At 68.8% G+C, this 19,907-nt stretch carries 14 protein-coding genes; 6 read left to right on the forward strand and 8 right to left on the reverse strand.

All coding sequences use genetic code 11. The annotated features are described in order from the left end of the window. Positions 1-15: 15 nt before the first annotated feature. Entirely contained in the window at positions 16-417 is a 402-nt protein-coding gene (locus AB0H21_RS14115) for a RidA family protein (protein WP_358516074.1), read from the forward strand. 193 nt (positions 418-610) lie between these two features. Here the strand turns inward: AB0H21_RS14115 and AB0H21_RS14120 are convergent, their stop codons facing one another. Then, positions 611-1,768 (reverse strand): hypothetical protein, encoded by a 1,158-nt coding sequence (locus tag AB0H21_RS14120; RefSeq protein WP_358516077.1) that lies wholly within the window; start codon positions 1,766-1,768, stop codon positions 611-613. 334 nt (positions 1,769-2,102) lie between these two features. Here AB0H21_RS14120 and AB0H21_RS14125 point away from each other — a divergent pair, with 334 nt between their 5' ends. The 4 genes from AB0H21_RS14125 (at position 2,103) to AB0H21_RS14140 (ending at position 7,793) form a co-directional block, all read left to right on the forward strand. Next, positions 2,103-3,659 (forward strand): ATP-binding protein, encoded by a 1,557-nt coding sequence (locus AB0H21_RS14125; protein ID WP_358516080.1) that lies wholly within the window; start codon positions 2,103-2,105, stop codon positions 3,657-3,659. A gap of 245 nt (positions 3,660-3,904) precedes the next feature. Beyond that, entirely contained in the window at positions 3,905-5,146 is a 1,242-nt protein-coding gene (locus AB0H21_RS14130) for a glycosyltransferase family 87 protein (RefSeq protein WP_358516082.1), read from the forward strand. 153 nt (positions 5,147-5,299) lie between these two features. After that, positions 5,300-6,184 (forward strand): decaprenyl-phosphate phosphoribosyltransferase, encoded by an 885-nt coding sequence (locus AB0H21_RS14135; protein WP_358516085.1) that lies wholly within the window; start codon positions 5,300-5,302, stop codon positions 6,182-6,184. Then, positions 6,177-7,793, forward strand: coding sequence for a DUF2079 domain-containing protein (locus AB0H21_RS14140; RefSeq protein WP_358516088.1), 1,617 nt, complete (start codon positions 6,177-6,179; stop codon positions 7,791-7,793). Before AB0H21_RS14135 ends, AB0H21_RS14140 begins: the two co-directional genes overlap by 8 nt. A gap of 43 nt (positions 7,794-7,836) precedes the next feature. On the opposite strand, the gene AB0H21_RS14145 is transcribed toward AB0H21_RS14140, so the two are convergent. Continuing rightward, positions 7,837-9,381, reverse strand: coding sequence for a hypothetical protein (locus tag AB0H21_RS14145; protein WP_358516091.1), 1,545 nt, complete (start codon positions 9,379-9,381; stop codon positions 7,837-7,839). A gap of 820 nt (positions 9,382-10,201) precedes the next feature. On the opposite strand from AB0H21_RS14145, the gene AB0H21_RS14150 reads away from it, so the two are divergent. Continuing rightward, a complete protein-coding gene (locus AB0H21_RS14150; protein WP_358516094.1) occupies positions 10,202-11,299 on the forward strand; it encodes an acyltransferase in 1,098 nt (365 codons plus the stop codon). On the opposite strand, the gene AB0H21_RS14155 is transcribed toward AB0H21_RS14150, so the two are convergent. The 6 genes from AB0H21_RS14155 to pstC form a co-directional block, all read right to left on the reverse strand. Then, positions 11,277-12,137: a methyltransferase domain-containing protein gene (locus AB0H21_RS14155; RefSeq protein ID WP_358516097.1), complete on the reverse strand. Its 861-nt coding sequence runs from the start codon at positions 12,135-12,137 to the stop codon at positions 11,277-11,279. The genes AB0H21_RS14150 and AB0H21_RS14155 overlap by 23 nt on opposite strands. A gap of 27 nt (positions 12,138-12,164) precedes the next feature. Continuing rightward, positions 12,165-14,534 (reverse strand): hypothetical protein, encoded by a 2,370-nt coding sequence (locus AB0H21_RS14160; RefSeq protein WP_358516100.1) that lies wholly within the window; start codon positions 14,532-14,534, stop codon positions 12,165-12,167. Positions 14,535-14,550: 16 nt separating this feature from the next. Continuing rightward, positions 14,551-16,515, reverse strand: coding sequence for a substrate-binding domain-containing protein (locus AB0H21_RS14165; RefSeq protein WP_358516103.1), 1,965 nt, complete (start codon positions 16,513-16,515; stop codon positions 14,551-14,553). A gap of 26 nt (positions 16,516-16,541) precedes the next feature. Beyond that, positions 16,542-17,312 (reverse strand): phosphate ABC transporter ATP-binding protein, encoded by a 771-nt coding sequence (locus tag AB0H21_RS14170; protein ID WP_358516556.1) that lies wholly within the window; start codon positions 17,310-17,312, stop codon positions 16,542-16,544. Positions 17,313-17,405: 93 nt separating this feature from the next. Beyond that, complete coding sequence (gene pstA / locus AB0H21_RS14175; RefSeq protein WP_358516106.1) at positions 17,406-18,455, reverse strand: phosphate ABC transporter permease PstA; 1,050 nt, start codon at positions 18,453-18,455, stop codon at positions 17,406-17,408. Between the two features lie 179 nt (positions 18,456-18,634). Beyond that, complete coding sequence (pstC, locus tag AB0H21_RS14180) at positions 18,635-19,750, reverse strand: phosphate ABC transporter permease subunit PstC (protein ID WP_358516109.1); 1,116 nt, start codon at positions 19,748-19,750, stop codon at positions 18,635-18,637. Positions 19,751-19,907: the final 157 nt, after the last annotated feature.

Below are 19,907 nucleotides of genomic sequence, written 5' to 3' on the forward strand. Positions count from 1 at the left end.
CTTGGGGAGACTGTCATGAGTGACAAGACCGTGATCCGCACCGACGGCGCGCCGGCGCCCGCGTGGGTGTTCTCCCAGGGCGTCCGCAAGGGCCCGTTGCTGCAGGTCTCCGGCCAGGGCCCTCAGGACCCGGCGACCGGCGAGTGGGTGCACCCCGGCGACGTGAAGGCGCAGACCCGCAGGACGCTGGAGAACGTCAAGGCCATCCTGGAGGCGGGCGGCGCGGGCGTCGAGGACGTACTGATGTTCCGGGTGTACCTCACCAAGCGTGAGGACTTCCCGCTGATGAACGAGGTGTACGGCGCGTTCGTCGAGGAGAACTGCCCGAGCGGCGTCCTGCCGTGCCGCACGACGGTGTTCGTCGGGCTGCCCCACGAGTCGATGCTGGTGGAGATCGACGCCCTGGCCTCGGTGTAGTCAGAGCGCTCGCCGAAACGACAACCGCTCACGACCCCGCTTGCCGAACAGGCGGAGGCCCTTGAGGCGAAGGTCGAGCATCCACCCGGCTCGTTACCTGCGGCCGCGTGGTAGGGCGAGTCCAAGGTGCGCGTGATCTTCGGTCCCCGGGACGACCCCGAAATGACCGCGTCGCGTGCACGTCCCGGCGCGTCTACCTCAGTGTGGATCGGACGATCTTCGGTCTGCCCGCGCCGAGGAAGAAGATGCCCGGGTAGCCCTTGGTCTCGAATCCGGCGCTGCGGTTGCGGCGCAGCGCCGAGTCCTCGATGAGGAGGGTGCCGGTGCGGTCGTTGCTGACGAAGAAGACCGCCCCGCCGCCCTCCTTGGCGGAATTGTCCTGGATGACCGATCCGGCGACGCGCACGCTGAAGCGGTTGCCGTCGGCGTAGATCGCGCCGCCGCTGCCACCGCCCGGAGTGCCGCCGCGCGCCGGGTTGGCCCCGCGTCCGGTCGCCGTGTTGTACGTCATGACGCTGTTGAGGATCTCCCAGGACACGCCGATGCCGCTCACCGCGCCGCCGTTCGCGCACGCGCCGCCCTGGCCCGCGGCCCCGCCGAAGGTGCTGTTCACGACGTAGACGGGCCGGTCGCGGGACTGGTCGAGCACGCGGATGGCCGCGCCGCCGACGTCCGGGCCGGTGGGGTCGCAGCGGTTGCGAACGAACCGCGTGTTGACGACCTTGACGCGCCCGCCCCGGACGAAGATCGCGCCACCGCCTCCCCCGTCGGCCCGTTGCCCCGTCGCGTTGCCGTCGGCGAAGGTCAGGTTCTGGACGGTGAGCTGGGGCGTCTCCTGGTCGTCGCAGTGCGAGGTGGTCCATCCCTGCGCTTGGTCGCAGGTATTCATGTAGAGGATGCGGCGCTTGCCGGCGCCGCTGAGCGTCACCTTGCCGCCGCCGTCCAGGACGATCCTGGGCCGGGCGTTGCGGACCTTGGCGGTGGCGGTCATCGTGATCGTCACCGGGCGGGGACCGCAGGAGAAGGTGATGATCCCGCCCGCCGCCACGGCCTTCACCACTGCCTGTGACGTGCAGCTCGCGGGCGTGCCGTTGCCGACGACCCGGTTCGGGCGTGAGGTGTCGACGGCCCGCGCCTCCAGTGGCACGACAGCGCGACCGTTCGGGTTCCCCGGGACGGGAGCCGCCAGGGACGCCGACGCGGGGACGGATGCCCCCAGGAGTGACGCCGCAACGGACGCGGGGACGGACGACGCGGAGGCGGCGGCGTCCGGCAGGCCGGGCAGGCCTGTCAGAGACGCGTTGACCGCGGTGACGGAAGCGACAAGGACGACTGCCCACCTGATTCGCACGCGGCCGATGCTACTGCGACACATGTGGCTGCATTTCCGGAATCGCCGGACTCGTTGAGCAGCGCTCCCCCGACCTGGGGGACGACCAGGATTGGACTCACGAGGCCCGGTACGTCCACGGTGCCCGGATAGAGCGCCACGGAAAGCGGCTGATCGTACGTCCGGTGTCGATATAGAGGAATAGGGCGAAATAGCACCTATACGGCCATTTACGGTATAAGGAAGCTGGTCAGGGCGCTCTTTTCGGGAAATATCCCACCATTGACCAGGGTTTCCGCCCCTGGGTGACGCACAATTCCCAGCAAGTACGTGTGAACTCTGCCAATGTGACCCTATGCATCTCAACGACGCCAGGGAACTGGCGCAGAGTCTCAGCGAACTCCTGAAGGATGCTCACCAGACGCTCGACGGGGCCCGCGAGACGCCCGAGCTCGTCGCGCGGGTCACCGGCCACCTCGGCTGCGAGCTGAACGCCGTCGTCAACGTGGTCAGCAGGTTCCCGGCGTGGGAGCACGTCAACCTGCAGCGCGGTGTGGACGCCTACCTCGCCGCGCGCACGCCGGACGCCGAGTGGTTCGGCATCGCCGGGCAGGGCCGCGAGCACGAGGACTTCATCAACATGCTGGCGAGCGCCGCCAAGGGATGGAGCAGCTACGAACCGGGCGCGGTCGACTACGCGACAGCCGCGATCGGGCCCGACGAGACCACCGAGGTCGTCTCGTTCGGTCTGGTCCTCACCTTCTCCCCCGACGGCGGCCCGGTCGTGCTGGGCCTGCGCGGAGCCACGGACTCCCCGCAGTGCCAGATCGTCGTCCTGGCCCCGGACCGGTCGAGCGCCACGCGCACCCGCGACGAGATCGAGCGGCTGACCCGCGAGCACGACATCTACCGGGGGCAGATCCTGTCCTTCACCTGGAGCGAGCACCGTGGCAACGACCTGGTGACCTTCCTCCCCCGGCCCGAACTCACCGCCGACCAGGTCGTCCTCCCGGACGGCGTGCTGGAGACCGTCGAACGGCACATCGTCGGCATCGCCGAGCACGCCGTACGACTGCGCGAGCACGGGCAGCACCTCAAGCGCGGCCTGCTGCTGCACGGCCCGCCCGGCACCGGCAAGACCCACACCGTCCGGTACCTCATGGGACGGATGAGCGACTGCACGGTGATCGTCGTCACCGGCACCGCGATCCGGTTCGTCTCGCAGGCTGCGGGCCTGGCCCGGCGGCTCCAGCCCGCGATCGTCATCCTGGAGGACGTGGATCTGGTCGCCCAGGACCGCTCCTACACCGAGGACGGCAACCCGCTGCTGTTCTCGCTGCTCGACGCGATGGACGGGGTCGGGGCGGACGCCGACGTCACGTTCGTGCTCACCACCAACCGCGCCGACGTCCTGGAACGGGCCCTCGCCGACCGCCCCGGCCGGGTGGACCTCGCCGTGGAGATCCCCAAGCCCGACGCGACCGGCCGCGCCGCCCTGCTCCGGCTCTACGCCCGTGACCTGCGGCTCGAAGCCGACCTCGACCCGGTCGTGGTCAGGACCGAGGGGGCCACGGCGTCGTTCTTCAAGGAGCTGCTGCGCCGGGCCGTCCTCGACGCGCTGCGCGCCGGCGAGGGCGAGCCCGTCCTCACCGACGCGCACCTCGGGCGGGCGCTGGACGAGATGCTCACCGAACGCGAGACCCTGACCAGGTCACTGCTCGGCTCGGGGCGACGCGTCACCGGCGAGGACCCTGACGACGGGGAACCGCCGTACGACGCGGACCCGGACGACGACGGCGAACCGATCGACGGCGCGTACGGCGGCCATTTCGGCGGCCCCTTCCCTGCGCCCGCTCCCGGCTTCCCCCGCGGCGCCGCCTCGCACGGTTTCAGCGGCTTCCACGAATCCTGACGAACCTGACCAACCCTGACCAACCCGCCGGGGCCACGGCATCCGGCGGGTGGCGGGTCCCTGGCAGGCGGGGCACCGGCAGAACGGGCCGGGGGCGCCGCGGACGTCGATGTCATGGTTATTCGCCATCCTGGCCTGGTCGGACCGGTAGCATCGCGACCGCGCGGCCGCTTTCGGACCTCCCGGCGCGCGCGATTCGCCGTCCAGGCACGTGATGTTCATCCGAGGTGAGTAGGTTCCGGCGCGTGCGAGACGAGGCCCCGCTGCGGCGGACGACGACAGGCGCGGCGCTGGCCATGACGTACATCTGGCTGGCCACCAGAGTGCTGCTCCTGCTCATGGTTCTCGACGTCGTGCCCCTGTTCCGCAGCGTGAGCTGGGACGTCGTCGGCGTGTACCACGGCTGGCACGAGACCATGCTGACGGGCAGCTTCCCGATCAAGGACGTCACCTGGCAGTACCCTCCGGCCGCCGCGCTGATCATCCTCGCCCCGTCGATGCTGCCGTTCAGCTATCTCGGCGGTTTCCTGGTGATCACGGTGGCGTTCGACGCGCTGACGATGGCGTCGCTGGTGCGCGCGCCCGCCGGGGGCGAGGGGCGCAGCCGGGCGGGGGCGTGGGTGTGGCTGCTCGGCGTGCCGCTGCTCGGGCCGGTCGTCTACGCGCGGTTCGACCTGCTGGTGGCGGCGCTGGCGGTGTCCGGCCTGTTGCAGCTGAACGCGTCCTCCTGGCGCGGGGGGCTGTCGCTCGGCGTCGCGGCCGGTCTGAAGCTGTGGCCCGCGCTGGCGTTGATCGGTGTCCCGCGCGGCGCCGCCACGCGCATGGCGCTCGCCGGGACGGTCGCGGGCGCGGCGGTCTCGACGCTGCTGATGCTGCTGGCGCTCGACGGCGGCATGGACTTCGTCACCGCGCAGCAGGACCGCGGCGTGGAGGTCGAGTCGGTGTGGGCGCTCGGTTTCCATGTGGCCCGCTGGTTCGGCTGGCCGGGCATGGTGAGCTACAACTACGGCTCGATGGAGCTGCTCGGCCCGTACGTCGACATGGTGAGCCGGGTCTCGCTCGGGGCCACGCTGCTGGGTCTGTGCTGGCTGCTCTACTGGCGCTACCGTGCCCGGACGTGGAGCGACGCCACACCGTACGACGCCGCGTGCGCCGCCGTGCTCATCTTCGTGGCCACCAGCCGGGTGATCAGCCCGCAGTACCTGGTGTGGCTGGTGGGCCTGGCCGCCGCCTGCCTGACCGTGCGCGCGTCCACGCAGCGTCCGGTGGCGGTGCTCGTGCTCGCGGCGACGGCCGTCACGATGGTGGAGTTCCCCGAGTTGTTCGAGGAGGTGCAGCAGAGCACCGCGCTCGGGGTGACGGTGCTGCTCGTGCGCAACGGCCTGCTGGTGGCGGCGGCCGTCCTGGCGTGCGTCCGGCTGTGGCGGGCGACCGTCCCCCGGCCTGTGGCGGCGCGTCCGCTGGACCCCGGCCTCTCACCTGCATGACCTGGAGAGATCTGCCCTGGAACGCCGGTGGACCGGTCGAAATAACACCTCAATGCAATGTTAATCTTGACGTTCCTCCCTGGTCGCGGGGCACTGAGTAGCGTCGCTGGACGGCCCACGTGGGAGCCGACGACCTCAGGGAGAGCGACATCCGTGGGCGTGACCCAGATCGGACCGAACGCCGCGGGAACCTCCCTCGCGGCCGGTCTGCTCCGCACGGCCCGCCCGAGGCAGTGGTCCAAGAACCTGCTGGTCGCGGCGGCCCCCGTCGCCGCGGGAACCTACGACGCCGGGACGCTGCGCGGCACCGGCGCGGCTTTCCTGATCTTCTGTGTGGCGGCGTCGGCGGTGTACTTCCTCAACGATGTCGTCGACGTGCGCAAGGACCGCCTGCATCCGGTCAGGCGGCTGCGGCCGATCGCCGCGGGAACCGTTCCCGAACGGCTCGCGCTCGTCTGCGCCGCGCTCCTGGCGCTCGCCGCCCTCGGCCTCGCCGCCGCCTGGCGCCTGGAGGCCGCCGGGGTGGTCGGCATATATCTGCTGGTCAACGCCCTGTACTGCCTGAAGCTCAAGCACGTCGTGATCGTCGAGTTGGCCACCGTCGCGAGCGGGTTCCTGCTGCGGGCGGTGTTCGGCGGGGTGATGGCCGGCCTGCCGCTGTCGCAGTGGTTCCTGATCGTGGTGGGAGCGGCCGCGCTGTTCATGGTGGCGGGCAAGCGGTTCTCGGAGCTGACGCTGCTCGGCCCGAAGGCCACCGCGACCCGGCCCGGGCTCGAACACTACTCGGCCGACTATCTGCGGTTCGTCTGGCAGGCGTCCGGGACGGTCGCCATGACGACCTACTGCCTGTGGGCGTTCGAGTTACCCGGCCGTCAGCTCACCGTCGTCCCCCTCGGCCTGGCCTTCCTGCGGTACGGCTGGCACGTGGACCGGGGTGAGGCGGGCGAGCCGGAGTCCGTCGTGCTCCGCGACCCGTGGCTGCTGGGACTCGCCGCCGTGTGGGTCCTCCTCTTCGTGGCCGGGGCCGCCCATGTCTGAGCCGACCACGCCCGCCCGGACCGCACCGGCGCCGTCCACGCCCGGCCGGACGACGCCGGAACCGCCGGTGACCGCTCTGCCCACCGCGCGCCTCGCGGCGGGGCGGGCCGCCGCCGGACGCCTGCTGCTCCGGGGCCGGACGCTGCTGCGTGCCGTCCCCCGCCCCTCGGCGCGTGCCCGGCACGTGATCGCCCTGACGGCGCTCGTCCTGGCCGCCACGTGGGTGTACGCGCGGCTCGGCCTGGTGAGGTACGACCTGTACCGGGCGACAAGTCTGGACCTGACGCTCTTCGACCAGATGGTCCGTGGATTCGCCCACTTCAGCGCGCCGACGAGCCCGCTCCGGGGGTTCACCCTCGACAAGGGCATGGACTTCAACCAACTCGGCGAGCACTTCTCCCCGATCCTGGCGTTGCTCGCTCCCCTGTACTGGATCCACGACGGCCCCGAGACGCTGATCGTGGCTCAGGCGGCGCTGTTCGCGCTGGCGATCCCGCCCCTGTGGGTGTTCGTCCGCCGGGCGCTCGGCACGACGGCGGGCGCGTACTTCGTGGTCGTCGCCTACGCCGTCTCCTGGCCCGTGGCGCGGGCGATGAACTTCGACTTCCACGAGGTGGCGTTCGTCCCGCTCATCACCGCCGTCATGATCGAGCGGTTCAGCGCGGGCAGGCACGGCCACGTCCTCACCGCGGCGGCGGCGCTGCTGCTGGTCAAGGAGGACATGGGCCTCATGGTGGCCGGGTTCGGCGCCTTCGCGCTGGTGCGGGGACGCCGCTTCGACGGCGTCGCGTACATCGTGGGCGGGCTGGGCTACACCCTGTACGCGCGCGGTTTCATGATCCCGGGCGTCGGCGGAGACCCTGAGATGTACTGGGCCTATGGCCAGTTCGGCCCGGACGTCCCGCACGCGGCGGCCAAGGCGGTCTCCGATCCGCTGGCCGTGGTCGGCACGCTGTTCAGCCCGCAGGTCAAGATCGACACGTGGGGATTCCTCCTCTGGCCCACACTGATGCTGTGCCTGCTGTCCCCGCTCTTCCTGATGGCGCTGCCGCAGCTCCTGGAGCGGATGCTGTCGGACCGCCTGCACTGGTGGATCACGGACTTCCACCACAGCGCCTTCACCGTGGTGATCCTGCTCTGCGCGGGCGCCGACGGGGCCGTCCGGCTGGGCCGGTGGCTGCGACGTCGCCGTGACGGCCTGGAGGAACGGCACACCGCGCTGATCTGGGCCGCGGGCGTGTGCGTGGTGGCGGTCACGCTCGTCCCCCGCTTCCCGTTCGACCAGCTCATCCGCCCGGAGTTCTACGAGAAGCATCCGGACGTGGTCGCCGCGGAGGAGGCGGTGAAGGCTGTGCCCTCGGGGGTCGTGGTCGAGGCCGTGAACCACGTCGGCCCGCACCTGTCCGCCCGGACGACGGTCCTGCTCTGGGAGGACAAGCCGCCCGTGGCTCCCTGGATCGTCGCCGACACCGCCCGCATCTCCCACCCGTGGGGGTCGCCCGACCGGCAGCGGGACCGCGTGAACGAGCTGAAGCTGCTCGGCTACCAGGTCGTCTTCGACCGCGAGGGCTACGTGGTGCTGCACCGCCCCGGCGCCACGCCCCCCTGACACGGGGCCTGGCGCCACCCACCATGGTCTGGAGCGACGCAGATCACGTCACGAATACCTGGGCGCACATCATCGGCGCCTCGTCGGCGACCTGATAATCGGATACCGTCGGGGCTGTGCCCGGGAGTGCCCCGGTGCCCTGATTGAACCGGAACCCTGCCCCTACCAACAGGCTTGCATCACTCAAACGCACATTTGGCAGGCATGGGACGGGCCCGGACAGGCTTCGCCACGTCTGACCCGTGCCCGCGGTGATGGTCTTGATGGCCAGCCAGTAGAGCCCGGGATCGAGTGGCAGATAGATCGCCCCGGCGCCGGATGCGGGACTTTGCTGCAGCCCGGTCGCCAAGGGGACGGTGAACACGCCACCAGAGGTGGCCTCCTGGATCAAGGTCTGCGGCTGCCCGGTCCACCCGACGTCGTCATAGAGGCCCCATCGGAGCGTGGGCGACACCGAGCCGGCCGCCGACACACTGATCGCGAGGCGGACGATCACATCGCGAGCGCCGGTGATCATGAGCGGTATGAACCACAGGTCCCCGATCGTCGGCGTATAGGCCGGACCCTCAGCGCGGGCCTCAGCGGTGTACCAGCCACCCTGGATCCTTGGCCGCGCCAGCCCGCCGATCCGCGGCGATGGAACGTTGAAGCTCGCCGTCGCGCCGAGACCCGACGTCGGCTGGAGCCGGCTGATCGCCGCCAGGACCGCGTCGGCGCACTTCGCGGCACCCCGTTCGTTCGGGTGCAGGCCGTCGACAAAGAGCGTCGGATCTTTGCTCAGCGCGGCATCGAGGTCGGCGACCTGCACCATCCCGTCGAATTCGGCGGCCAACGCCTTGATCGCGTCATTCGTCGCGACGACGTCGGCGTCTTTGGCGGCCTCGCTCCCCGACCAGCCGCCGTAGAAGCCGTACCCGGCGGTGGCGAGTCGCGGAATGTCGCAAACGATCACTGGGGGCGCCGCCTTGGCTTCGATCCACCACGCGTCAAAGGCGACGGTTCCGCCGGCGCCGAGGCTCGTTACGGTGCCGACGATGGTCTGCCCCGCGTTCGCCGGCGTCAGATTCGTGATCCGGTGGACCACCTTGGTCCGCGAAAGCAAGCCCGCCGGCACGATATTCGAGGTGCTCACGGTACCCGTCACCCCGGCCGAGCCGGTCAGTGTGACAGTTCCCCCGGCGCCGTTCTGGCCGTCAAGACAGATCACCACCGGGCTGCCGTCATAGTCGGCGGGCAATGTGATCGTGAACGTCGCGTTGCCGGTCGACGTGGCGTTACGCGTCGAGGAGCCGAACGACCATTCCGCGGTATTGCCGACAAGGGCGAATCCGGCGCCGTAGACGATCGAGGTGTCAGTGTTGTCGAAAACTCTCGCGGCCCGCCACAGCGAGATGGCCGCCCGCATGGCGTGGATGAACGCTCCCCGCGTCTGCGTCATGCCGAGCGGCCCGGTCGTGCCGAGATCGTTGATCCCGTAGCACATGAGCAGGCCACCACCATCACCGACGTACGGCGCGCCGCCGAAGGTGCGTTTGCCCGCCTCCTGGAAGATCCTCGCGAAGCCACCCTGGCGGCGGCCCTGAAGCACCAGCTGAGCACCCCATACGCCCCTGCCGCGCCACCCCGTGTGGTCGATCCCCAGGGCCAAACGGACCAGAGAGTCAATGCGGCCCGTTTGATTCGCCGAACCCCCGGCACGCGAGCAATAGGAGTGTGAAAAGACCGTCCACATGCCCGTCGTCTGAGAGGTCTGTGTCGGAGCTTGTAGGGACGTAAGCGGCCTTTCCGCTATTGCTGCGGCGGGGATGAACGCCCCTGTGCCGAGCCCTGCGAAAAGTTGCATCGCATTGCGACGCTCGAGTTCCATGTCGTCCTCGTCGGGGGTGCGTGCGGGCTTGTTGCCAATGTGCGCAGCCGGGCAGGCAGTTGACCACGGGTGCCTTGGGCGTCATCCAGGACCTTCACGGGGAGCGAGACGGGTTGCCGCTCGCCTTGCTGCGCAGCCTTGGCCACCAGGGAGAACGATCAATGAATCAGGTCTACCAGGACGCGTAATCCTGTGTGGCGAACATGTTCGCGCCATGTGGTCATGGACCTTGCCGGTGCTCGAGCGTGCGGAATTCGAACCCGGCCTCCAGGCCGGCTCGCCCGCCGCCGCCTCCCCGACCAGGGGATTGCTGTACCCCGGCAAGATCAGGCACACGTAAGGCCGGCGAAACGAAAGTGACGGCGACTGCGTATTCGACAGCGGGAGTCATCATCGGGGAGTTCCGCGAACGTTCCGTGCGCGCTTGTCGAATGCTCATCCCGCGTCGATACGGTTGCCCACCGCAGCTAAGATCAGCCAACTCTCAGGGCGGGCGGTATTGGTGGACCGGGTTACAGGGACGCATGAATCGGCCCCCGCCGTGGGCGGGCCGACGCGCCAGGCGCAGCGCCTCCCCTCCCTAACTGGCTTGCGGTGGTTTGCGGCATTCGCGGTGTTCGGCTTCCACCTCTACCACTCCCCTGTGCGAATGATCGACCCGAGCGTCGAAACCGTGCTCCGGGTTCTGTTCGGGCCGGGATCGGTGGGTGTGCCGTTCTTCTTCATCCTCTCGGGATTCGTCCTCACCTGGTCCGCGCGTCCCGGTGACAGGGTGGCGGCGTTCTGGCGGCGGCGGGCGGCCCGCGTGGTGCCCAACCACGTCGTCACGTGGCTCGCCGTGCTCGCCGTGCTCGCCGCCGCCGGGCGTGTCCCCACGCCGGGCCCCACGCTGACCGGGCTGGTCCTGCTCCAAGCCTGGATTCCCGTGGAGGCGTACTACTACGCGGTCAACGTCCCCGCGTGGTCGCTCTCGTGCGAGATGGCGTTCTACGCGCTGTTCCCGGTGTTGCTGCCACTGCTCCGGCGCGTGCCGGGGCAGCGGCTGTGGATGGTCGCCGCGCTGCTGCTGGCGGGCATCTGGGTGGTCCCGTTCTTCTCACTGCCGATGTCGGCCGAGCTCGCCGAATGGTGGGTGTGGGTCTTCCCGATCACCCGGGTCCTGGAGTTCGCGCTCGGCGTGACCGTCGCGCTGATGATCAAGGACGGCCGGTGGCGGGGCCCCGGCCTGGCGGTCTCGGCGGCATTGGCGCTGGCCGCGTACCTGACCCAGCCGTTCGTCTGGGAGGCATGGCAGCGGGTCGCCTGGATGGCGGCGCCTCTGGCGCTCCTGGTGGCCGCCGCCGCCACGTCTGACCTCGCGGGGCGGCGGTCCTGGCTGCAGTCCCCCGTAATGATCTGGCTGGGGGAGATCTCGTTCGCGTTCTACCTGGTCCACCAACCGGTGATCAGGTTCGGCGCCCGCGCGCTCGCGGGAGATCGTCCATCGCCCCTCGTGCTGCTGGCCGCCGGCGTGGGCATGCTCGCCCTGGCGATCGTGCTGTCGTGGCTGCTCTACCGGCTCATCGAGCACCCCTTGGAACGACGGCTGGGGAGGCCAAGAAGAACCTCCCCCGCGGTCAGCGGGTCGCGACCAGGGTGAAGGTGAGCAGCTCGAGGTCCTCTGCGTCGCGGTATGCACGGCTGAGTCCCGGGCGCACCCACTCGATGTAGTCCGGCCGGGCGACCAGCACGGGCACGAGCCTGGCGTCCCACCCGGTCGCGGTCGCCGCGGCGAGGAAGTCCCCCGCCCGCAGGCGGTTGGGGATGCCGGGAAAGCTCATCACCCGGTAGAGCCAGCCCGGGTAGCGCAGCATGTTGAGCGGGTCACGCTGCCTGATGCCCCGCATGTGCACCATGCCGTCGATGTGGTGGCACATGACGCCGCCCGGGACGACCAACTCGGCCAGGCGCGCGAACGTCGCCGTGACGTCGTCGAAGTGTTCGAGTGCCGCGTTGCTCACCACCAGGTCGAAGGGACCGGAGACGTCGGGCATCGCGGGGAAGCTGGTGACGTGGTAGCCGATCCGGTCTTTCTCCACCTCATGGCCGAGACGGCGGCCCAGCTCTTCGTAGAAGGCCGGGTTGGTGCCGGTCGCCAGCGGGAACCGGTCCGCCGCGGCATAGGACGCGGCGCCCCTGGAGAGGAGCACCGCGCCCGTGCCGAGGTCGGGGCCGGGCCCGAGCTCCAGGATCCTGCGGCCGTCGACGTCCAGATCGCCGTCCTTCAGCCATTGGTCGACCACGCCGAGGACGTAGTCGACGCTACGGCCGACCTCGTCCGTCGTGAAGGGGCGTGGCGTGCGGTACCCGCGCAGCCGGTGCCGCACCGCGTTCGCCATGCCCATCGCGAGCCCGGCCGCCCACCATGCCATGCCGGACTGGCCGGTGGCTTCGCGGGTGACCGCGCCGGGCCCGCCTTCAGGAGTGGCTGTGGTCATGAGGTTTACCCGTATTCCTTCCGAAGGTCACGGGGCGACGGGGCGGCTTCGGCCCCACGCCTCCGCGACGGTCGCGGGATCGGTGACAGTGGCCTGGCCGCGGGCCGTGTTCAGCGCGGCCATGAAGTCGTCGATGCAGTAGGCCTCAGCGGAACCGGTCCAGTGGGTGCGCCAGTCGGAGCCGGTGCAGTCCCACGACTCGCCCTGCCCCTGGTTCACGATTCGCTTGCCGCGCATGAACCTGTATGCCTGCAGCGACCGCCATGTGTTCGGGTAGCCCTTGAGGAACTCACCCAGCCGATCCGGAGCGATGTAGGTGTAGTTGTTGCCATCGGTCGGGCTCGGCACCCACTTGGCGCACAGCTTCGAGGTGTCGTTGCACCTGCCCCCCGGGATGCTCCAGGTGTTCTGGAACCACGGCGTCGCCACGCCGCCCGAGGTGCCCGGAGGATTGTTGGAACCGGTGCCGTACTTGCGGCCGAAGGCGAAACAGGTGGATACGACGTCCTGCTGGATCTGCGTGGTCAGTTTGTCGTTGGGGTAGACGAACAGCCCCCATGCCCGATTGTGACCGTGGTTCTCCAGCGCCGTCAGGGAGCCGCACGATTCGTCGCGCTGCTCCTGCGGGGTCAGGGTCGTCATGTTGCGGTAGGCGGCGCCGTGGCTGATGAAGGTCCAGCCGTACTGGTCGCGCAGCGCGTCGATGTCGGCCCAGTTCGCGTAGTCGGTCATCTCCAGACACTGCCGGCCCTGGTCCAGCGCGCGGTTGATCACCACCGTCCCGGTGGCCGTGAATCCTCTGTCCTTGAACAGGCGGGCGGACTCCTCCAGCGGCACGGCCGCGCGCAGCGGACGGCAGGCCCCGTCCGTCGCGACCCGCTGAGTCCGTGACATGAGCAGGGTGACGAACCTGTCCTTCTTGCCAGGGTCGTGGTCGAAGCTCTGCCAGCGCGTGAGCTCCTTGTTCGCCGTGTCCACGATCTTCGCGGCGAGGACGTATCGGCCGGCGGCGGGCGCGTGCCAGGTGTACGACCAGTCCTCGCCGACCAGCGTCGCGGGGAACCACACCACGCTGTTGCCCCAGGTCCCGTTCGCCTGCGACCACTTGCCGGTGTCCAGGTTCTGGACGCCGATGACGACCTTGGCGACCGCGACATCGTCTGTCGCCGTGCCGCGCATCTGAATGTCGGCCGAGGTATAGCCCTGGCCTCCGATCGGGCTGGTCACCGTCCCCGCAGGCGGCGCGTTGTCGGGGCCGGGCGGGACGACGGAGAAGGGTACCCAGGGATGGGCGGTGTCGACGAGACCCGTCACGTCGAGTGACATCACCGCCAGGCCGTAGTCTCCCGTGGTGGGCGGCATCCAGGTGAAGGTCCAGCCGGTCTCCGTGAACGACAGCTGCCCTGACGCCGACGCCTGCCAAGGCTTGCTGTTCGGCGGCCCGGTGAGCGGGACCGTCCGGTCCTGGTAGTCGCCCCAGGTGCCGTCATTGTGCCACCACAGCTTGCTGCCCCTGTCCAGGATCGCCATGCGGACGGAGGCGACGCCGCGGTTGTCACTGGCCGTACCGGTCCAGGTGATCGGGTGCCCGGCCGGGTATGTGGCCTGCCCTGCGGCGGCCGTGACGGCGGGAGGGGCCGCGTCCGTCTTCAGCAACACTCCCGACGAGGGAGTGGTGACGCCCTGAGCGTTCCGGATCCTGACGCCGAGCCAGAAGTCCCCTTCGATCGGGGGTGTCCAATCATAGGACCAGGTCACCCTGGTGGCGCCCGGCGAGTCGATCGTCACGGGAAGCGCCTCGAACGCCCCCCACGTGCCATCCGCGTGCCAGAAGTTCCCGCTGGCCGCATCGAAGATCGTCATGCCGGCCCAGATCACCCCGCCGGACGCCTGGCCCACCCCGCGCATCGTCACCTTGGTACCCACCCGCGCGATCGTGCCGGCGGCGGGCTCCGCGACGAGCCCGGCCGGCTCGGCCGCAGCCGCGGGAAGGTCCACGACGGTGAACCGTCGATACGGATACGTGGTGTCGACGGAGCCGTCGGCCGCGACCGCCTTGGCCTGGATCAGGTAGTCACCGGGCTCGGGGTTCTGCCAGGTGAAGCTCCAGGAGTCGCCGTCGAGGGGCGCCTCCTGGCCTTGGTAGTCACCCCAGGTGCCGTCCGTGTGCCACCAGACGTTGCCGACGCGGTCGGAGATGGCGACCACCATCTTGACGGCACCGCTCAGGGTGCCGCGGAAGGTGATGGGCGCCCGGGTGTAGAGGACGCCGTCGGCTGACGGCTCTCTGATCACGCCGGACGGGGCCGCGGAAGCGGGCCCGGCGGACACGGCAACCAGCGCGGCGGCGAGCACCGCCAGGGCGGCCAGGCCGGTGAGGAGTCTTCTCAACTTCATCGTGATCGTACTTGTCTCACTCGCCACCGGGACGGCTCAGGCGGACCAGACGGCGGACCCCGCCAACGATCCCCGGCGCGAACACGATGGCGATCAGGAGTAGCGCCAGCCCGAACAGGCCCCATGGCGCGCCGGCCGAGGACGCGACCGTGTTGACCTCGCGCGCGGCGTTCGCGGCCAGCGCCGGATCGATCATCCCGTTGCCCGTGGCCCCTGGTGTGCCCGGAACCTGCGGGGCGTTGGGATCGGTCGACTGCGGGAGGCCATTGGTCGCGGGGGCGTTGGGGTCGCCTGTGGCGGTGGTGCCGTTCGCACCGGGCTCGGTCGGCCCGTTCGTGCCGGGCGCGGTCGGGCCCGGCGTGTTCTGGCCGGGTTGCGGCGCGCCGGTGCTCGCTCCGGGAGTGGGCGTCTTACCGCCGGTGCCGTTTCCTGTGGGGGTGCCGTTCGGCGACTTGGCGCCGTTCTGGTTATTCTGATTCTTGTTCTGCTCGTTGTTCTGCTTATTGTCGTTCTTGTTCTTCTGGTCCTTGTTCTGGTTGTTCTGATTCTTGTTCTGCTCGTTGTTCTGCTTGTTGTTGTCGTTCTTGTTCTGGTTGTTGTTGTCGTTCTTGTTCTGGTTATTGTTCTGATTGTTCTGGTTGTTGTTGTTCTGGTTGTTGTTGTTCTGCTGCGGCGGGGGGTCGTTCTTGGTCTCCTGGCCTTCCTGCTCGCAAGAGGTGCCGTCCGGAAGCTTCAGGCTCTTGTAGTACACGCCCCACTTGGTGTCGGCCAGGCTGTCACTCGGAATAGCGGGGTGACCAGGGACCTGGCCCAACACCGCGAAACCCTGCTTGATCAGGTTCGCGGGGAGTTGTGAATAGCCGATCTGGTCGACGTTCTTCTGGCCGTCGGTGATGGAGTACAGCACGAACTTGGCGAGCGTCTCACCCTTACCGGGGTCCAGGCCCTCCGTGGGGACGATGACGTAGTTGTAGCTGGAGATCGGGTACGCGCTGGGGGACGGATGGGTGTGCACGTTGTCCAGGTTGTACGTGCCGTCCGGGTTGCGATTGGCGCCCGTGAGGGCGATCGCCTGGTTGCACGCCGTGGGCAGCGTGTAGGAGCCGGCCACGTTCTTGATCGTCGCCACCGGAACGCCGAGCTGCAGGGCGTAAGCGTATTCGGCGTAGCCGATCAAGCCCCAGTTCCCCATGCCCTGCTGGATCTTGATGGCCAAGGTATCGGAGCCGTCCGCCTTATCGGTGTCCGGCCGGTCCGGCCACTCGTCCGTCGGGCCGCAGATCTTGTCGACACACTTGGTCGAGGGATTCTGGATGCACAGGGGGTTGCGATTGTCCCCCTTCATGTACGCACCCACACGGCCCGGGTCGATCTGGTACAGGTAGTCCGTGAAGACAGCGGTCGTCCCGGAACCCCCGGCACGCACCACGGGTCGCACCCGGATGTGGGGGAGCGAGTTGGCGATGGTCGGATTGTCCGCCTTGACAGCCGGGTCGTCCCAGTACATCTCTGGATTGTTGGCCGGGTCGACGCAGCTGAACATGTTCTGCGTGAACAGCTTGACGAGCAGCGGGCCGGAGAGCTGGAGGTTCTTGATCGGGCGGCCCGCGTTGTCCTTGATGTTCACCATGATCGCCGTACCACCGGCGACGAGCGGCATGTACGTGAATGGGAAGGACGGCGGCGTGTCGTTGGGCCCCAAGCCGTTAGGGAACTGGTAGGACACGTCGCTGGACGCGAAGTCGACCAGCCGGCCGGCGAAGTCCCTCCGGCCCTGGGTCGAGCCCTTGGACTGGAAGTTGACGCTCAGGCCCTGCAAGCGTGCCACGTCGGACATCCACTGCTGGATCGCGACGAACGCGAAGCTGGAGCCGGACCCGTTGACGGGTGAGGCGGCCCACGCGGGAACCGTGATGACCTGTATCAGTAACGCCACCAGCGGCAACAGAGCCAGGCGGGCGGCTCGACGCCGGATTGTCATTCCTCTGCTCCTACGATCGCAAGCACTCAGCCGAACCGGCCGTTGACGTAATCGGCGGTTCTCGGGTCGTGCGGGTCCGAGAAGATCTGCTCTGTGGGGCCCTGTTCGACCACCCGTCCGGGTTCGTTCTCGGCCGCCAGGAAGAAGGCGCAGTGTTGGGACACGCGCTGCGCCTGCTGCATGTTGTGGGTGACGATGATGATGGTGACCTGGTCCTTCAGCTCGTGGATGGTCTCCTCGATGCGCCGGGTCGACGTGGGGTCGAGGGCCGAGCACGGCTCGTCCATGAGAAGGATGTCCGGGCTCACGGCCAGCGACCTCGCGATGCAGAGCCGCTGTTGCTGGCCACCCGACAGGCCGCCCGCCGGCGCGTCCAGCCGGTTGCGGACCTCGTTCCACAGGCCCGCCCTGCGCAGGCTGGTCTCGATGAGCCCGTCGCGGTCGGAGACCTTCTTGCCCGTCAGCTTCAGGCCGGCGGCCACGTTGTCGGCGATGGTCATCGCCGGGAACGGATTCGGTTTCTGGAAGACCATGCCGATGCGGCGGCGGACCTCGGTGAGCCGCAGGCCGACGCCGTAGATGTCGTGCCCGTCGAGCAGGACGGAGCCGGCGAGCGAGGCGATCGGCACCAGCTCGTGCATCCGGTTCAGCGTCCGCAGGAAGGTCGACTTGCCACATCCGGAGGGCCCGATGAGCGCGGTCACGACGCCCGCGTCCATCTTGATGTTGACGCCTTCCAGCACCTTGCGGGCACCGAACCAGCAGCTCACGTCGACGCCCTCCAGCACGCCGCCCATCGGGCCCGGCGTCGCCTCCTGCTGGGGCATGGGGCGCGTGTGGTCGAGCTCTGGCGCGGTCATGGGTTCTGTCCTTCCACGATGGGTACTGCGTCAGCGGCCACTGCGCCGCCTGCCTCGGCCGGGAACGGGGATACGGAACCGGCGCTGTCCGGGCTTGGCGGAGCCGATGACCCGCGCCAGGATGAACAGCAACAGCACGACGACCAAAAGGATCAACGCGCCCGTCCATCCACGGTCCACCTGGCTGTCCTGCGAGCTTCTGATCTGCGCGAACACGAAAAGCGGCAGGTTGTCCTGGAATCCGGAGAACGGGTTGGTGTTCAGGGCCGTCGTACCGCCCGTGGTCATCAGCACCGGAGCGGTCTCACCCACCACGCGCGCCATGCCGAGGATCACTGCGGTCGACAGACCGGCTCTGGCGGTGGGGAGCACCACCATCAGGACGCTGCGCCAGTACGGTGCGCCCAGCGCCAGCGCGGCCTCGCGCAAACTGCCCGGCACCACGCGCAGCACCTGCTCGGCGGTGATCGTCACCGTCGGCAGCATCAGGATGGACAGCGCGAAGGCGCCCAGGAGGCCGGACTGGGTGAAGATGTGGGGTTCGATGAACAACGAGAAGATGAAGAGGCCCGCCACGATCGACGGCAGGGCGGTCATGGCGTCGGCGACCAGACGGACGGGACGTGCCAGCGGGCCCTTGATCTCGCTGAGGTAGACCGCGGTCAGCACGCCCAGCGGCACCGCGATGATCGTGGCGAGCGCGAGCTGCTCCAGCGTGCCGATGATCGAGTGGATGGCACCGCCCTCGGTCGCCTTCGCGAGCGGGCCGACGACCTGCATGGTCTCGGTGAAGAAATTCGGCCGCAGGGACTTCAGACCGCGAAACAGGACGTACCCGACCACGGTCACGATCGGCACGAAGGTGAACATCGCTCCCGCGATGACGAACGCGGTGGCGAGCCGGTCTTTCGCCGCCGTCGCGCCCTGTCCGTCCTTGATCACGAACCAGTAGATCGGAAGGAACAGAACAAACCAGATCACGAAAAAGGCGAGCGGCATGATCCGGAAGGGCAGCAGCCTGTTGAAGATCAGCCACGTCAGAAAGAAGGAGGCGGCGAGCGCGCCGGCGGACTCCGCCACGTCGCTCCATCGCCACGCTCTCGGCCTCCGACGCGGCGGCACCTTGCGGGCCGGCCCCGTGGATGGTGCTGCGGATGGCCCCGAGGATGGCGCTGTCCCGGGCGCGGTATCGGAACCGGCGGCCAGAGAACGGCGGCTCGCTCCGGGAACGGCCGTGAGTGCCTTGGTCTCCTGTGTCGTCACGTGCTTGCTCCGGATCGCGACCTGCTGACCACCATGGCCGCAAGGAAGTTGATGACGAAGGTGACCAGGAAAAGGGCGAGGCCGGCGGCCATGAGGGCGCTGAGGCCCATGTCCCTGGCGTCGCGGAACTGAATGGCGATGCCGCTCGCCACCGTGATGCCGCCGTTCTCGAGGATCCTGGGCTTGATCTCGAAAGCGATCGAAAGGATCAGCGTCGCGGCGAGGGTCTCCCCAAGTGCGCGGCCGAGGCCGAGCATCGAGCCGCCGATGATGCCGCCCTTACCGAACGGGAGGATGACCGAGGTGATCATCCCCCAACGCGTCCCGCCAAGGGCCAGCGCGCCCTCGCACTCGTGCCGAGGTGCCTGGGAGAGGACCTCACGGATGATCGAGGTCGTGATCGGGATGGTCATGCAGGCGATGATCAACCCCGCGTTGAACAGCGACGAGCCCGTGGCCGACGCCGCTGCCAGCGGGAACCAGCTTCCGATCTGCTCGACCACCCAGTCTTCGATGGGCGTGAGCGTCGGCACGAGGAAGAACAACCCCCAGATCGCGAAGATGATACTCGGGATCGCCGCCATCAGATCGACCAACGAGGTGAGGCCGTTGCGAACGGCCGGGGGCGCGTACTCGTTGATGAAGAGCGCCGTGCACACCGCGACGGGCACAGTGATCCCCATCGCGACCACGGCGCTGACCAGCGTGCCGAACATCATCGCCGCGACACCGAAACTCGGCGACTGACCGTCGGGGTTCCATTCCTTCGTGGTCAGGAACGAGAACCCGGCCTCCTTCAGCGCCGGCAACGCACCGATCAGGAGAAAGATGCCAATGAGAGTGATGAGCAGCAGCGTCGCGGCCGCACCTGACGACACGACGGCCCGATAGAGGCGGTCGGCGTCGGTGAGCCGAGCCTCGAGCCTCCGTGGCTCCTCCGTACGCGGCCGCCCTTCGGGCACCTCACTCGGGACCGACCCGTCGGGGTCAGTTATCTGCACGTCGATCCCCTCGTCAGCGGGCGCTGGTTCGCCAGCGATTCTTCGACGGATCCTCATGGCCGTCGCTTGGTCCTGGCAGGTTGCTAGGGGTCCGCGGTAAGTTTCGGACATCTCGTATGACCGACGCGCGAATGGCACGTGAACAAGCGTGGGCGAGTGCCCGGCGACCTTCCTCCCCCACTCCATCTCGCTTTGGGCCCATATCCAGGGTGCGAATCCAGGATGAACGAGCTCTGACGACTCCGCGACGAATGCCCGCGCTCGTTGT

The organism is Sphaerisporangium sp. NPDC051011 (assembly GCF_040653595.1).
Taxonomy (GTDB): domain Bacteria; phylum Actinomycetota; class Actinomycetes; order Streptosporangiales; family Streptosporangiaceae; genus Sphaerisporangium.

Excerpts from the sequence above, each read along its gene's own strand:
- AB0H21_RS14115 (WP_358516074.1), top strand. The coding sequence starts at position 16 with ATGAGTGACAAGACCGTGATCCGCACCGACGGCGCGCCGGCGCCCGCG.
- AB0H21_RS14125 (WP_358516080.1), top strand. The coding sequence starts at position 2,103 with ATGCATCTCAACGACGCCAGGGAACTGGCGCAGAGTCTCAGCGAACTC.
- AB0H21_RS14140 (WP_358516088.1), top strand. The coding sequence starts at position 6,177 with ATGTCTGAGCCGACCACGCCCGCCCGGACCGCACCGGCGCCGTCCACG.
- AB0H21_RS14155 (WP_358516097.1), bottom strand. The coding sequence starts at position 12,137 with ATGACCACAGCCACTCCTGAAGGCGGGCCCGGCGCGGTCACCCGCGAA.
- AB0H21_RS14160 (WP_358516100.1), bottom strand. The coding sequence starts at position 14,534 with ATGAAGTTGAGAAGACTCCTCACCGGCCTGGCCGCCCTGGCGGTGCTC.
- AB0H21_RS14165 (WP_358516103.1), bottom strand. The coding sequence starts at position 16,515 with ATGACAATCCGGCGTCGAGCCGCCCGCCTGGCTCTGTTGCCGCTGGTG.
- AB0H21_RS14170 (WP_358516556.1), bottom strand. The coding sequence starts at position 17,312 with ATGGGCGGCGTGCTGGAGGGCGTCGACGTGAGCTGCTGGTTCGGTGCC.
- pstC (WP_358516109.1), bottom strand. The coding sequence starts at position 19,750 with ATGTCCGAAACTTACCGCGGACCCCTAGCAACCTGCCAGGACCAAGCG.